General features: G+C 64.9%; 10 protein-coding genes and 1 pseudogene. 7 read left to right on the plus strand and 4 right to left on the minus strand.

The window, feature by feature from the left end:
- Window positions 1-106: 106 nt before the first annotated feature.
- The 3 genes from WN73_RS33125 (at window position 107) to WN73_RS33135 (ending at window position 2,584) form a co-directional block, all read left to right on the plus strand.
- Window positions 107-1,231: a lactonase family protein gene (locus tag WN73_RS33125; protein WP_028175679.1), complete on the plus strand. Its 1,125-nt coding sequence runs from the start codon at window positions 107-109 to the stop codon at window positions 1,229-1,231.
- 68 nt (window positions 1,232-1,299) lie between these two features.
- The gene (locus WN73_RS33130) at window positions 1,300-1,470 is read left to right on the plus strand and encodes a hypothetical protein (protein WP_271556332.1); all 171 of its coding nucleotides are present in this window, start codon (window positions 1,300-1,302) and stop codon (window positions 1,468-1,470) included.
- A gap of 223 nt (window positions 1,471-1,693) precedes the next feature.
- Window positions 1,694-2,584, plus strand: a complete 891-nt coding sequence (locus WN73_RS33135; RefSeq protein WP_028175680.1) for an efflux RND transporter periplasmic adaptor subunit — start codon at window positions 1,694-1,696, stop codon at window positions 2,582-2,584.
- Window positions 2,585-2,820: 236 nt separating this feature from the next.
- On the opposite strand, the gene WN73_RS33140 is transcribed toward WN73_RS33135, so the two are convergent.
- Entirely contained in the window at window positions 2,821-3,669 is an 849-nt protein-coding gene (locus WN73_RS33140) for a caspase family protein (RefSeq protein ID WP_011083202.1), read from the minus strand.
- A gap of 422 nt (window positions 3,670-4,091) precedes the next feature.
- On the opposite strand from WN73_RS33140, the gene WN73_RS33145 reads away from it, so the two are divergent.
- From WN73_RS33145 to WN73_RS33155, 3 genes are all read left to right on the plus strand, one after another.
- Window positions 4,092-5,819 carry a hypothetical protein gene (locus tag WN73_RS33145; RefSeq protein ID WP_028175681.1) on the plus strand — a complete coding sequence of 576 codons (1,728 nt, stop codon included), beginning with the start codon at window positions 4,092-4,094 and terminating at the stop codon, window positions 5,817-5,819.
- Between the two features lie 149 nt (window positions 5,820-5,968).
- Window positions 5,969-6,691, plus strand: coding sequence for a thermonuclease family protein (locus WN73_RS33150; protein WP_011083204.1), 723 nt, complete (start codon window positions 5,969-5,971; stop codon window positions 6,689-6,691).
- Between the two features lie 103 nt (window positions 6,692-6,794).
- Complete coding sequence (locus WN73_RS33155) at window positions 6,795-7,982, plus strand: pyridoxal-phosphate-dependent aminotransferase family protein (RefSeq protein ID WP_011083205.1); 1,188 nt, start codon at window positions 6,795-6,797, stop codon at window positions 7,980-7,982.
- Window positions 7,983-8,249: 267 nt separating this feature from the next.
- Here WN73_RS33155 and WN73_RS33160 read toward each other — a convergent pair.
- Window positions 8,250-9,358: pseudogene (locus tag WN73_RS33160) on the minus strand (hypothetical protein).
- A complete protein-coding gene (locus tag WN73_RS33165; RefSeq protein WP_028175683.1) occupies window positions 9,358-10,794 on the minus strand; it encodes an MBOAT family O-acyltransferase in 1,437 nt (478 codons plus the stop codon). The pseudogene WN73_RS33160 and the gene WN73_RS33165 overlap by 1 nt, the downstream one beginning before the upstream one ends.
- A gap of 337 nt (window positions 10,795-11,131) precedes the next feature.
- Between WN73_RS33165 and WN73_RS33170 the strand changes: the two genes are divergently transcribed.
- Window positions 11,132-13,237: a S9 family peptidase gene (locus WN73_RS33170; RefSeq protein WP_028175684.1), complete on the plus strand. Its 2,106-nt coding sequence runs from the start codon at window positions 11,132-11,134 to the stop codon at window positions 13,235-13,237.
- A 46-nt stretch (window positions 13,238-13,283) separates the two neighbouring features.
- On the opposite strand, the gene WN73_RS33175 is transcribed toward WN73_RS33170, so the two are convergent.
- On the minus strand, window positions 13,284-14,003 hold the full coding sequence (locus WN73_RS33175) for a ribonuclease activity regulator RraA (RefSeq protein WP_011083209.1): 720 nt from the start codon (window positions 14,001-14,003) through the stop codon (window positions 13,284-13,286).
- Between the last annotated feature and the right edge of the window lie 76 nt (window positions 14,004-14,079).

Below are 14,079 nucleotides of genomic sequence, written 5' to 3' on the forward strand. Positions count from 1 at the left end.
CATTTCGGCATCGATCGATCTCATTTGGAATTTGGTGCGGCGAGGCGCCTGCCGCTATCCTCTGCGACAAAACAACAATGCCGCACTGGCCCCGAGGAGAACGCCCATGCCGAGACCGACACGCTGCGTCGCATCCAAAACGCCCCGCGCTGCGATCGCCACCACCCTCGCCTTCCTTGCCCTCATTTCGGGAGTTCGCGCCGGCATGGCCGAGACCTTTGCCTATGTCGGCAATGCCGACAGCAACGACATCAGCGTGTTCAAGCTGTCCGAAAGCGGCGAGATGACACCGGTGCAGACCGCCGCCTTCACGGGCGTCGAAAAGCCGGGCTCCTCGACGCCGCTCGCGATCACACCCGACCACCGCGTGCTGATTGCCGGCGTCCGCTCGCAGCCGTTCCAGGCGGTAAGTTTTGCGATCGACCCCAAGACGGGCCAGCTCAGCCATGTCGGCAACGGGCCGCTCGCCGACAGCATGGCGAACATCGCAACCGACCGCGGCGGCAAGGTCCTGTTCAGCGCCTCCTATGGCGGCAACAAGGTCGCGCTGAATCCGCTTTCCGCGAACGGCGTCGTGGGCGAGCCGAAGCAGGTGATCCCGACCGGGCTGAACGCGCACGCCTTCCTGCCCTCGCCCGACAACCGCTTCGTGTTCGCGACCAATCTCGGCTCCGACCAGGTGCTGAGCTTCGCGTTCGACGCCACGACCGGTACGCTCACGCCGAGCGATCCGCCGAACTACAAGGTGCCGGAAAAATCGGGGCCGCGGCACTTCGTGTTCCATCCGAACGGCAAGTTCGTCTATCTCATCCACGAACTGAACGGCGATGTCGCTGCTTTCACCTATGAGGCCAAGAGCGGCGCATGGGACGAGATCCAGCGCACCACCGCACTGCCGGAGGGTTTTAATGGGAAACCCTGGGCCGCCGACATCCACATCACCCCGGACGGGCGCTTCCTCTACGCCTCCGAGCGCACGACCAATACGCTCACCGCCTACAAGGTCGATGCGGCCAGCGGCAAGCTGACCACGGTCGGCAGCGTGCCGACCGAGAAGCAGCCGCGCGGCTTCAACATCGATCCGTCCAGCCGCTACCTCGCCGCGGTCGGCGAGCTGTCCGACGGCATGACGGTCTATGCCATCGACCAGAGCAGCGGCGCGCTCAGCAAGCTGAAATCCTACCCCACCGGCAAGAAGCCGAACTGGGTGGAGTTCCTGAGCCTGCCGTGAGGGGCCGCGGCCGGCCTAAGTAATCATCCGTAATTTCAAAGTCCGGGGCTTTTCATCATATGACGGTCATGGACAGTCATATTGTCTTCAAGTGCCCCCAGACCGGCATGAACGTGCAGCATCGGCTTGGCGACGAGCCGGCCGACCGCACGCACGTGTCCGTACCCTGCCCGGCCTGCACGCGACTGCATCTGATCGACCGTTCCTCCGGCAAGCTGCTCGGCGATCGCCGAAGCTGACCGGCAGCCAGGCAGAACCGTCGCACCCCATCTCGAACCACGAGCTGTGCGGTCGCCGCGCCCTGCCCGGCGGCGAGCGAACCTGTTCTCCAATCCCGCGACTAATCAAAGACTTGCCGCGGCAGCCCGGGCGGCGCGGCATCCCGCTTTGGGACAACGCTGCCGTAGTCCTTGCCGCTGCCATCTGCTATCGATTGGAGGCATAGCCCCCGTGGAATTTCCGATGCGCCATTTGCCCCGTGCCGCTGTTCGAGCCCTGTTTCCCGCAACCATCGCCGCAGTGCTCGTCTTCGGCCAATATCCGGCCGGAGCCGCCGATGACGACGCGCCCAAGGGGCCGGCCGTCACGGTGCTGAAGGTCGCAAAATCCTGCTTCTCCGACATCGTCGAGGCCACCGGCACAATCATCGCGCGCGAGGAGACCTCGGTGCGGCCCGAACGTCCTGGCCTGAAGGTAACGGAAGTGCTGGCGGAAGCCGGCGAGACCACCACCGCCGGCCAGGTGCTGGCGCGCCTCGCGCTGCCCGAAGGCGGCACGCTTCAGGTCACCGCGCCGGTCGCGGGTGTGATCGCCACCTCGACCGCGCAGATCGGCAACCTCGCCTCGGCCAAGGGCGAGGCACTGTTCACGATCGTGGCGCGCAGCGAATACGATCTCGTCGGCCTCGTGGCGACGACCGACATGCGCAAGCTCGCAGTCAACCAGCAGGCGACCGTGCGTATCGCCGGCGCCGGCGACATCGACGGCAAGGTGCGCCGCATCGGGCCGACCGTCGAGCCGAACATCCAGCAGGGCATGGTCTATATCGGCATCTCCTCGCAGAAGCGGCTGCTGCTGAATGCGAGCGGGCGCGCGCTGATCAAGACCGGGCAGAGCTGCAACGTCGCGGTGCCGCTGACCTCCGTGCAATATTCGTCCGCCGGCACCGTGGTGCAGGTGATCCGCCGCAACCGCGTCGAGACCAAGCGCGTCGAGATCGGCTTGATGTCGGGCGGCAATATCGAGGTCCGCGACGGCCTCAACGAAGGCGACGTCGTCGTCGCTCGCGCCGGCGCACTGCTCCGCGAAGGCGATCCCGTGCGCCCGGTGATGGCCGCGGAAGCGGCGAAGTAGCAGCCACGATCGTCATTGCGAGGAGCTCTTGCGACGAAGCAATCCAGAGTCTTTCCGCGGAAAGATTCTGGATTGCTTCGCTGCGCTCGCCATGACGGTGTAGGGGCAGATGTGCGTTACACACGCATATCGTAGGCTGGATTAGCCGAAGGCGTAATCCACCTCTTTGCTTTCCGCTCTGAGAGAGAAGTGGTGGATTACGCTTCGCTAATCCACCCTACAATCGCCGGGAAAAACTAGCCGCCGGCTTCGCCGAAATGGACGTCTTCGAGCAGCGAGGAGGAGACGGTCGGGACCTGGTCGCCTTCGGAGGCGCGGGAGATGGCGACGCGGGTCTTGTTGAAGGCGCTTTCGGCGCTGCCCTGCGCAGCGAGGTTGCCGAGCAGCTCGCTCACCAGCACGCTGTGCTCGCCCTTGCCGTCGTCGACGACCTTGCCGGGCGAAGCGGAGGAGAGGATCAGCGCATTGTCGGGCGCGCTGATCGGCGCGAGGCCGTGGCTGTAGGAGCGGAAGCGGCGCTCGTAGGGGTTACGGCGGGAGGCATCGACGACGACGAGCTTGGCCTTGGCGCCCTGCTCCTTCATCATGTCGAGCACGCCGTCGATGGAGACGCCCTGGCGGCGGACGTCGCTTTCCTTCCAGATCACGGCGTCGATCGGCAGCATGTAGCTCTGGCGGCCGGCCTGCACGCCGTAGCCGCCGAAGAACAGCATGACGACGGTGTCGCGCTTGATCCGGGACTTCAGGCGGTTGACGGCGCGGACCATGTCGTCCTTGGTCGCGTCTTCCACCATGTCGACGTCAAAGCCGTTCTTGCGCAGGGTCGAGGACAGCGCGCGGGCGTCGTTGATCGACTGCGTCAGCGGCGCGTTGGCGTCGGGATAATGTCCATTGCCGATGACGAGCGCGAGCCGGGAGGCCTGGCCGATCGACCCGGTGACCTGGTCGGTCGTAACAGCCTTGGCGGCATCGAGCGCGCGCATGTTGAGGGCAGCATGGGCGCCGATCACGAGCGAGACCGTGCCGATGAGGGCTGCGGCCACCGCAATCGTGCGTCGGGAAATGTCGAGCTGCCTTACATTCATCTCGCTTCATTCCTGTCAGTGCCAAAGACCGGCCACGCGCGCGCATACAGGTTGAGTAGCGCGATAGCGTCTTTAGGTTTGAGGGATTGGCCGGGGGAGTGCCCCCGAATTGCGCGCAATTTGCGGCGCCGCACCAAACAAACCTTTAACGGGATATAGGGTGTCCCGCAATAGATTGCCCAAAATTTGAGCTAAGTCGCTGAAGATGTTAGTTAATTACCTGACCTGGATTTCTCCGTTTTTGGTATCCCCGTAGCCTTCCGGGCTCTGATCATGCAGCCCTCGTGCCGACTTTTTCCGTGACTGCCATCACATTTGTTTTTCCTGCGAATCCGGGTAGCTTTTTCAAAGACTTGCAGGGGTGGTGCGCAGATGGGAGCGCACCGGCCGTCCCCGACCAAGGCCCCGCGACCAGGTATTTCATGAGCTTTCATTATTTTGCCGGCGCCGCCTGCCGGGCGCTGACGGCGCGGAAGGACGGCCCCTCGCTTTACGACGTCTGCGATCCCGTATTGTCAGGCCCCGCCAGCGGCGATCCGCATCTGGCCAAATTCTACAAGACCGCGCTCGGCAATCCCGCGCTGCGGGTGCTGCTCCGGCGGGCCGGGCTGCCCGAGTTGCGCAACGAGGCCAAGCTCACCCGGCTGCGCGAGGCACTCACCCGCGCCCGCGACGAGGCCGAGCCGGACTGGGCGGCGGTCGGCCAGCCCGTCGCCGAACTCGTCGACAGCATCACGCTCGACCATCCGAAGCCGCCGCCGGCGCCGTTCGTCGGCGCCATGCCGCAGGCTTCACAGATCGACGGCGTGATCCGCGACTGCGCGCAACATCTGCTCGGCTCGTACCGCAAGAACGGTTTCCTGCCGACCTATGCCGCCTTCAACCTGATCGGCGACCCTGATTTCCGCGGACGCGAGCTGACCATGGCGCTCACCGGGTTGAACGCGCGCGGCTACAAGAACTCCTCGCTGCTGTTCAACCTCGCCCGCGTCTTCATCGCGCGCTCGAGGGCAGCCGCCGTGGTCAATCCGCCCTGGACCGGCATCGCCGAGCCGATGTGGGAGCCGGTGCAGATCCGCCACCGCTCGGCCTATTACGATGCGTTCTTCATTGAAGCGCTGCTCAGCTTCGTCGAGACCGGGCTCGCTTCGCCGGCCGACAAGACGGCGGCAGAGCACGCCATCGCCGACATGGTCGATTTCTGCGTCAACATCAGCCGCGAGGAGGTCGAGGGCACCGACGGTGCGCGCTTCAATGTCATCACCGCGCTCGCGCCCGCGCCGCATCCGCGCTTTTCCCGCTTCTTCGCCCAGATCAAGCAGGATCTCGGCTTCGGCGTCTATGTGCCGGACTGCGACACCACGGCCTGCTCGATCTCGGCGGCGACGCAGGCGGGCTGCACTGATCCGATCATCGACCAGCCGCTGCTGGATTTCTACAGCAGTTACCAGGTGCGCGCCGGCGTCAACGAGCCGCGCGTGACCGTGCCGCTCAATGACAATATCGACTACGAGGGCGGGGTCGCGACCTGGATCGACAATCTCAGGGGCGAACGGCCCTACGGCAACGATCTCGATCCGACGCTCAATCTCGACATTCTAGAGGTCAGCTTCCGCAACCTCGTGCGCTGGAAGATTCTGGAGACGCCGGCCCGGCTTGCGACCGTGCATCGCATCATCGGCTTCCAGAAGCGGCTCGCGGCCAGCGGCGCCTTCGCCAATCCGCGCTCGCACATCTATTACCTGCCGGAACTCTACAGCGCCTATTTCGGCCGCTGCTATGCCGCTTTCCTCGCGCTGCCGCTGGCGGCGCAGGCGGCGATCGATCCGGACGGCGACTTCGATTTCATCCGCCACCGCGTGCTCTCCTACGTCAAGGGCGAGCTGATGGCCGCCGAGATGAACGTGTTCGACGCGGCACTCGCCTTGATCGCGCTCGGCCATCTCGGCGCCGACCCGCGTGCCTTCGCGCCGGCGCTGAATGTCATCGTCGCGAGTCTGGGCGAAGGCGGCCGCCGCGGCCCGTTCCGCGCCTATGAATGGAACAAGATGAAGACGCCGACGCGGATCCTGGTGGGCGGACCGGAGGTGACGTCGGCGTTCGTGCTGATGGCGCTGGCGGTGGCGAAGCGGGCGATGGCGCGGGGGTGACGTGTCTTCCCCCTCCAGGGGAGGGTAAGTGGCGTCCACGACAATGACGGGAAGTTGAAAGCTTAATCGTTAGGCAAGCGCTGGCCGGGCGGCCAAAAGCCGACCACAATTGCGCGGCTTATCGAGATTTTCCTGAACACTGGACCGGCATGTTGCGAAAATTCCTGCTTGCGCTGTCTTTGCTCGCCCCGACGCTCGCCCAGGCCGCCGACATCACCGGCACCGCAAAGGTCCGCGACGGCGATTCCGTCGTGATCGGCAACACGAGGGTCCGGCTCGGCGGCATCGACGCGCCGTCGTCCGACCAGCTCTGCCTCAACACCCATACCGAGCGCTGGACCTGCGGGATCGCGGCACGCGACGAACTCGCCAAATACACCGAGGGCAAGAACTGGGTCTGTCATGCCCGCGCGATCGACCGGCGCGGCCGCACCGTGGCGCGCTGCGAGGTCGGCGGCGAGGACATCCAGAAATGGCTGGTGCGCAGCGGCTGGGCGCTGTCCTACACCCGCGTTTCGCACGATTACGACGCCGACGAGGCTGCCGCGCGTGAGGCTAAGGCCGGCATGTGGCAGGGCGCCTTCATTGCGCCCTGGGACTGGCGCGTGCGCAACAAGAAGACGACGATATTGGGCGCCACCAAGCCGCCGGAGGGAGCGCATGCCGTGCTGCTCGCTTCGGCCTCGGGGCCGGTCGCGCCCTCGCCGGACTGCACCATCAAGGGCAACGTCAACACCGCCGGCGAGTGCATCTATCACCAGCCGACCAGCCGCTGGTACACCCAGATCAAGATGAAGATCAGCAAGGGCACCCGCTGGTTCTGCTCGGTGGAGGAGGCGGAAGCCGCCGGCTGCCGCGAGACCAAACGATAACCCAGCCCTGCATTTTGCGTGCTTTTCTTGGCTTCCAGCAGCGCGTAAAAGTACGACTCGAGCGACCCACCAGCCTGTCCTCCAGCAACAAGGACCAACAGCAATGACCGTTCGCGCGGGCCGGGAATTTCTGGCCATCCCCGGGCCCACCACGATGCCCGACGAGGTGCTGCGGGCGATGCATCGTCCGGCGATCGACATCTACTCCAAGGAGATGCTCGACCTGACGGAGAGCCTGCTCAGTGACATCTCGAAACTGTTTGCGACCAGGGGCAAGTCCTACATCTACATCGCCAACGGTCATGGCGCCTGGGAAGCCGCGCTGAGCAACGTGTTGTCGCGCGGCGACAAGGTGCTGGTGCTGGAGAGCGGCCGCTTCGCGATCGGCTGGGGCAATGCGGCAGCGCTGATGGGCGCCGAGGTCGAGGTGCTCAAGGGCGACTGGCGTCGCGCGGTGCGGCCGCACGAGGTCGAGGAGCGCCTGCGCCGCGACAAGGAGCACAGGATCAAGGCCGTCGTCGTCGTCCAGGTCGATACGGCCTCGGGCGTGCAGAACGACATCGAAGCGATCGGCAAGGCGATCAAGGCGAGCGGTCATCCCGCGCTGTATATGGTCGACACCGTCGCCTCGCTCGGCTGCATGCCGTTCGAGATGGACAAATGGGGCGTGGACGTCGCGATGTCCGGCTCGCAGAAGGGTCTGATGACGCCACCCGGCCTCGGCTTCGTCTCCGCCAATGCGCGCGCGCTCGAGGTGCACAAGAAGGCGAACATGTCGACGCCCTATTGGAGCTGGAGCGAGCGCGAGGGCACCGAGAATTATCGCAAATATGCCGGCACCGCGCCGGTGCATCTGCTGTTCGCGCTGCGCAAGGCGATCGACCTGCTGCACGAGGAAGGGCTTGAAAACGCCTTCCGCCGCCACAGCCTGCTCGGCGAAGCCGCGCGCCGCGCGGTATCCGCCTGGACGGAGGGCCAGGTGCTCGGCTTCAACATCGCCGAAGCCAGCGAGCGCTCCAACACCGTGACCACGGTGACCATGAGCAACGGCCATGATCCCGCAGTGCTGCAACGCTATTGCAAGGACAAGTGCGGCGTGGTGCTCGGCACCGGCATCGGCGACCTCTCCGGACAAGCCTTCCGCATCGCCCATATGGGCCACATCAACGCGCCGATGCTGCTCGGCACGCTGGGGGTGGTCGAGATCGGCCTCAACGCGCTGAAGATCCCGCACGGCAAGGGCGGGCTGGAGGCGGCGGTCGCGTATCTCGGCGAAGAGGTGGCGGCGTAGGCGCAAGCCACCGCTGTCGTCCCGGCGAAGGCCGGGACCCATACCGCGTGATCTATCAGTGACGCACGGTGTGCGTACCACGAGAAGACTCTTAACTACGAGTCTTCGCCAAATTCCTCCCTGGGGTTATGGGTCCCGGCCTTCGCCGGGACGACAGCGGGGTTTTTGGCTACTGCTGACCATCACAGCTGCAGTCTTGTAGCCCGGGTGAGCGAAGCGACACCCGGGATCTGCGCAAGGTCCCGCATATCGCTTCGCTCTTGCGGGCTACGGCTGCGGCACGCGATACGCCTCGACCTGCGCCTTCAGCTCCTCCAGCGACGCGAGCGGCGCCTTCGGATCGACCCGGTATTCCCCGCTCGCCAGCCATTTCAACACCATCGCGTCCACGGCCGGCGAATGGTGGATGACTCGCCGTAATTGTTGAGGTCGTGGGTCACCGCCTTGATCGCGCGGAAATCGTGGAGGCGCACGTTGGCAAGCTGCGTCAGGCGCTGCGCGATGCGGGCCGTGAGATCGGTGACGATGGTCAGCGTCGCCGGTGAGGCATCGCGCATCGCGACGAATTGCAGGATCGAATAGGGCGGGAAGTAGACGTCGAAGGTCACGTCCGGATGGCGCGTGATCAGGCTGGCGGCGTCACGCTCGAAATGCCTGATCATGGCGTCACGCTCGTAGCCCTCGCCGAGAAAGCTGCTGCGCACCGGATCGGTGATATAGGCGAAGGCGGCGCGTGTCCTCTCGGCGTTGTAGGCGCGCGCGACGTCGAAATCCCGTGGCAGCGCGTAGATGTCGTCGACGTCGGACAGCGCGAACTTGACGGGGAGAAACGGCGCCGCACGGCTCAGCGGCTCCCGCAGCGGCGGGACAGACCGCAGCAGCGCGAACAGGGATTCCTTCGCCATCGGCGCGCTGAACAGATAGGCCGCGATCCCCTTGGCCGTCCTCCGATAAAGATCGACGGACAGATAGGGATCGGCCTCGATGCCGGCCGCATCGACAAAGCTGAAATCGTCCATCGCCCAGATCACGCGCCGGGCGCCGCGATCGATCGCCTGCTCCAGCACAAAGCCCTGCTGGCGCGAATTGGATCCGGTCATCGCCAGCTTGAGCGAACGGACGCCGAGCGCGCGGTCGATGTCGCTCTGGCGGAAATGGATCGCGAGCGAGGTGCCGATGAAGGCGGTGTCGAACGACTGGCTGCGGATCAGCCCGGCATTCTGCATGCGCGTGTCGTCGGAATAGAACGGCGCGACGAGGCGCGACGGGCGGAACAGTTGCAGGGGATCGACGGCAAAGGTGAGCGCCGCGGCGCCCAGCACGCACGCGACGCTCGCAAGGAGAAGGCGCATCACGCTGGTGAACGATCCCCGCATCAGAACCGGAAGTAGATGAATTCGCTGTGGCTCTGGATGCCCAGAAGCCCGAATGCCAGCACGAGCGATGCACCATAGAGGAACAGCGGCCGCATGCGCCCTGCCCGCAAGCTTTCGCCGACCCTGCGATTGCCGTGATCGTAGCCCATGATTCCTTGCGTGTTCGGCGCCAGCCACACCAGCGCCGCATAGATCGCGACCTGCACCAGCGCCGCGATCTCCTCGCGGCCGAGGACGATGTTCAAGGGATCAGCCATGGCACTGATGATCCGCAACGCCCAATCGACCCGCTCGGCGCGGAAGAACACCCAGGCGACGACGACGGCGAGGAAGGTCAGCACGGCGCCAAGGATGCGGACCGGGCGCGCATGAAGCGATGGGATGGTCTGCACCAGCGCGCTGAAGGCGTGATTGACGCAGAGATAGGCGCCGTGCAGCGCGCCCCACACCACGAATGTCCAGGCCGCGCCGTGCCAGAGCCCGCCGAGCAGCATCGTGATCAGCAAATTGACATAGCGCAGCACGTGGCCGCGGCGGTTGCCGCCGAGCGGGATGTAGAGATAGTCGCGCAGGAATTGCGACAACGTCATGTGCCAGCGGCGCCAGAACTCGACGATGCTCGCAGCCTTGTACGGCGAGTTGAAGTTGACGGGCAGGAAGATGCCGAACATCAGGGAAATCCCGATCGCCATGTCGGAATAGCCGGAGAAGTCGAAATAGAGCTGGAACGTGTAGGCGAGCGCACCACACCAAGCTTGGTCGAAGCTCGGCGAGCGCGCGTCGAAGGCGAGCGCGACCAGGGGCTGGATGCCGTCGGCAAGGCAGGTCTTCTTGAACAGGCCGATGGCGAAGATGATGATTCCGCACAGGATCAGATGCGCGTGCGGCTGCTTGGACTCCTCCCGCTCGAATTGCGGGATCATGTCCTTGTGGTGGAGGATCGGCCCCGCGATCAGATGCGGGAAATAGGTCACGAACAGCGCGTAATGCGGCAAGGCATAACGCGCGACCTGGCCGCGATAGGCATCGACCAGGAACGCGATCTGGGTGAACGTGTAGAAGGAGATGCCGACCGGCAGCAGGATGTGGACCGCGACATGCGTGCCGAGCAGCGCATTGAGATTGTCGGCGGCGAAGCCCGCATATTTGAAGATGCCGAGCACGAGGAGGTCGCCGGCGACACCAAGGGCAAGTGCCGCCCGGCGCTGCGTTGGCATGAGCTCCGCTGCAATCAGGAGATGGCCGACACCGTAGTTGAAGGCGATCGACGCCAGCAGCAGCGCGACAAACTGCCAATTGCCGATGGCATAGAAGGCGAGCGAGGCGGCCGCCAGCCAGATCACCGGGGTCAGATTGCCGCGCCGCCCGAGCCAGAAGTACCCGGCCAGCGCAGCCGGCAGGAACAGCAGGATGAACGGGTAGGAATTGAACAGCATCAGGCTGGACCGGCGGCGGGGTACTGCCCCTAAAGCATACACGGGGGCGATCAACAACCCGGCGACTTGGCGCAGTCCTTTGTCCGGTCCTTGGCGCAGCGACGCTGGCAATCCGCGGAATCGGGACGATATAAGGTGGGACACGCTGTGCTAATTTCCCCTCTCCCCGTTCTTACGGGGAGACGGTCGGGGTGAGGGGCCTCTCTCCACACGCGAGATGGTCGAGAGACCTGTACCCCCTCACCCGGATTGCATCTCCGATGCAATCCGACCTCTCCCCGCAGGCGGGGAGAGGTAAGGAAGAGGCGCCGTACGGACGTGAGATGATGAGGATCGAGTGACCCAGATCAAGACACCTTCCCAGCCCCCCGTCGCCCCGCGCCGGCCGCACAGCTTTACCCGGCACGGCATCACCGTGACCGACGACTATGCCTGGCTGAAGGACGAAAAATGGCAGGAGGTGCTGCGCGACCCCGGGGTGATCGACCCCGACATCCGCAAATATCTGGATGAAGAGAACGTCTACACCGAGAGCCTGCTCGGCCATACCGCGGCGCTGCAGAAGACGCTGGTGCGCGAGATGCGCGGGCGGATCAAGGAGGACGATTCTAGCGTGCCGTCGCCGGACGGCCAATTCGCCTATTTCCGCAGGTTTCGCGAGGGCGGGCAGCACGAGCTGTTCGGCCGCATGCCGCGCGAGGGCGGCGACGGCCATATCGTGCTCGACGGCGATGCGCTCGCCAAGGACCACAAATATTTTAAGTTCGGCGGCAGCCGGCATTCGCCCGATCACAAGCTGCAGGCCTGGAGCGCCGACACCAAAGGCTCCGAATATTTTTCGATCCGCGTGCGCGACTGGGCGACGGGGAAGGACTTTGACGACCTCGTCGAGGAGACCGACGGCGGCATCGTCTGGAGCAAGGACGCGAAAAGCTTCTTCTATGTGAAGCTCGACGACAATCACCGGCCGATGCAGGTGTGGCGGCACCGGCTGGGGACGAAACAGGCCGACGACACGCTCGTCTATGAGGAGCAGGATTCCGGCTGGTTCACCCATCTGCACGAGAGCACCAGCGGCCGCTTCTGCGTGATCGCGGGCGGCGATCACGAGACCTCCGAGCAGCGGCTGATCGATCTCGAAAGCCCTGATACGCCGCCGCGGCTGGTCGCGGCGCGTGAGGAAGGCGTGCAATATTCGCTGGCCGATCGCGGCGATCAGCTCTTCATCCTCACCAATACCGATGACGCCATCGACTTCAAGATCGTCACCGCACCGCTTAGCTCGCCCGAACGGAAGAACTGGCGCGATCTGATCCCGTATCGTCCGGGGATCTACATCATCGACCTCGATCTCTATGCCGGCCATCTGGTGCGGCTGGAGCGCGCCAATGCGCTGCCGGCGATCGTGATCCGCGATCTCGCATCGAACGAGGAGCATGCCATCGCCTTCGACGAAGCCGCCTATTCGCTCGACACGATGGGCTCCTACGAATTCGAGACGACGAATTTGCGCTTCGCCTATTCGTCGATGACGACGCCGTCGGAGGTCTATGATTACGACATGGCCAAGCGGACGCGGACCTTGCGCAAGCGCCAGGAGATCCCGTCCGGCCACAATGCGAGCGACTACGTCACCACGCGCATCATGGCGAAGGCACAGGACGGCGCCGAGGTGCCGGTCTCGATCCTCCATCGCCATGGGCTGAAGCTCGACGGATCGGCACCGCTCCTGCTCTACGGCTACGGCTCCTATGGCATGGCGATGCCGGCCTCGTTCAACGCCAACCGCCTGTCGCTGGTCGATCGCGGCTTCGTCTATGCCATCGCCCACATCCGCGGCGGTGCCGACAAGGGCTGGGGCTGGTATCTCGACGGCAAGCGCGAGAAAAAGACGAATTCGTTCGACGATTTCGCCGCCAGCGCCCGCGCGCTGATCGACGCAAAATACACCAGCGCAAAGCGCATCGTCGGCCATGGCGGCTCGGCCGGCGGCATGCTGATGGGCGCGGTGGCCAACCGCGCCGGCGAGCTGTTCGCCGGCATCGTCGCCGAGGTCCCGTTCGTCGACGTGCTCAACACCATGCTCGACGACACGCTGCCGCTGACGCCGCCGGAATGGCCGGAATGGGGCAACCCGATCGAGAGCGAAAAGGATTTTCGCACCATCCTGTCCTACTCGCCGTACGACAATGTCGCGGCCAAGGCCTATCCGGCCATCCTGGCGATGGGCGGATTGACCGATCCGCGCGTCACCTATTGGGAGCCCGCCAAATGGATCGCGCGCCTGCGCGCCACCATGCGCGGCGGCGGCCCGGTGCTGCTGCGCACCAACATGGGCGCCGGCCACGGCGGCGCCTCGGGACGATTTGATCGTCTGGACGAGGTGGCGATCGTCTATGCGTTCGCGCTGTGGGCGGCGGGAATGGCGGAGGCCGGGATGTAGCCCCATCGTCGTCCTGGCGAAAGCCAGGACGACGATGGAGTGTAAACTACCTGCCGTTCTTCTTCCGCCATTCCGCGAAGTCGGTGAGCGTCTGCGGATCGGTGGCAGGATAGAGACCGAAGATGCCGCGCCCCTTGCCGACCTCCTCGGTGACGAAGTCCTCGAACGCGGTCATCTCGAACGTCTCGTTGGCGATATCGTCGGCAAGATGCGCGGGGATCACGATGACGCCGTCGGCATCGCCCAAAATGACGTCGCCGGGAAACACCGGCGCATCGCCGCAGCCGATCGGCACGTTGATCTCGATCGCCTGATGCAGCGTGAGGTTCGTCGGTGCGCTCGGACGATGGTGGTAGGCGGGGATGCCGAGCTTGGCGATCTCGGCGGAATCGCGAAAGCCGCCGTCGGTGACGACGCCGGCGACACCGCGCTTCATCAGCCGCGTCACCAGGATCGCACCGGCCGAGGCCGCGCGCGCATCCTTGCGGCTGTCCATCACCAGCACGCTGCCTGCCGGGCAGTCCTCGACCGCCTTGCGCTGCGGATGCGAGCGGTCCTTGAAGACGTCGATGGTGTTGAGGTCCTCGCGCGCCGGCATGTAGCGCAGCGTGAAGGCCTCGCCGACCATTGTCGGCTGATCAGGGCCGAGCGGGTGCACATCCTGGATCATCTGGATGCGCAGGCCGCGCTTGAACAGCGCGGTGGCGACCGTGGCGGTGGAGACGGATTTGAGCTTGTTGCGGGTGGCTTCGCTGAGTTTTGTCATTGGCGCTTTCTTTCTCGTTCGTCATTCCGGGGCGCGCCACTTGGCGCGAACCCGGAATCTCGAGGTTCCGGGTTCG

It is taken from the genome of Bradyrhizobium sp. CCBAU 45394 (assembly GCF_028128655.1).
Lineage (GTDB): Bacteria > Pseudomonadota > Alphaproteobacteria > Rhizobiales > Xanthobacteraceae > Bradyrhizobium > Bradyrhizobium diazoefficiens.

What these genes read in the sequence shown, in the direction of transcription:
- WN73_RS33145 (WP_028175681.1), top strand. Translation starts at nt 4,092, where the DNA reads ATGAGCTTTCATTATTTTGCCGGCGCCGCCTGCCGGGCGCTGACGGCG.
- WN73_RS33175 (WP_011083209.1), bottom strand. Translation starts at nt 14,003, where the DNA reads ATGACAAAACTCAGCGAAGCCACCCGCAACAAGCTCAAATCCGTCTCC.
- WN73_RS33155 (WP_011083205.1), top strand. Translation starts at nt 6,795, where the DNA reads ATGACCGTTCGCGCGGGCCGGGAATTTCTGGCCATCCCCGGGCCCACC.
- WN73_RS33130 (WP_271556332.1), top strand. Translation starts at nt 1,300, where the DNA reads ATGGACAGTCATATTGTCTTCAAGTGCCCCCAGACCGGCATGAACGTG.
- WN73_RS33135 (WP_028175680.1), top strand. Translation starts at nt 1,694, where the DNA reads ATGCGCCATTTGCCCCGTGCCGCTGTTCGAGCCCTGTTTCCCGCAACC.
- WN73_RS33125 (WP_028175679.1), top strand. Translation starts at nt 107, where the DNA reads ATGCCGAGACCGACACGCTGCGTCGCATCCAAAACGCCCCGCGCTGCG.
- WN73_RS33140 (WP_011083202.1), bottom strand. Translation starts at nt 3,669, where the DNA reads ATGAATGTAAGGCAGCTCGACATTTCCCGACGCACGATTGCGGTGGCC.
- WN73_RS33165 (WP_028175683.1), bottom strand. Translation starts at nt 10,794, where the DNA reads ATGCTGTTCAATTCCTACCCGTTCATCCTGCTGTTCCTGCCGGCTGCG.
- WN73_RS33150 (WP_011083204.1), top strand. Translation starts at nt 5,969, where the DNA reads ATGTTGCGAAAATTCCTGCTTGCGCTGTCTTTGCTCGCCCCGACGCTC.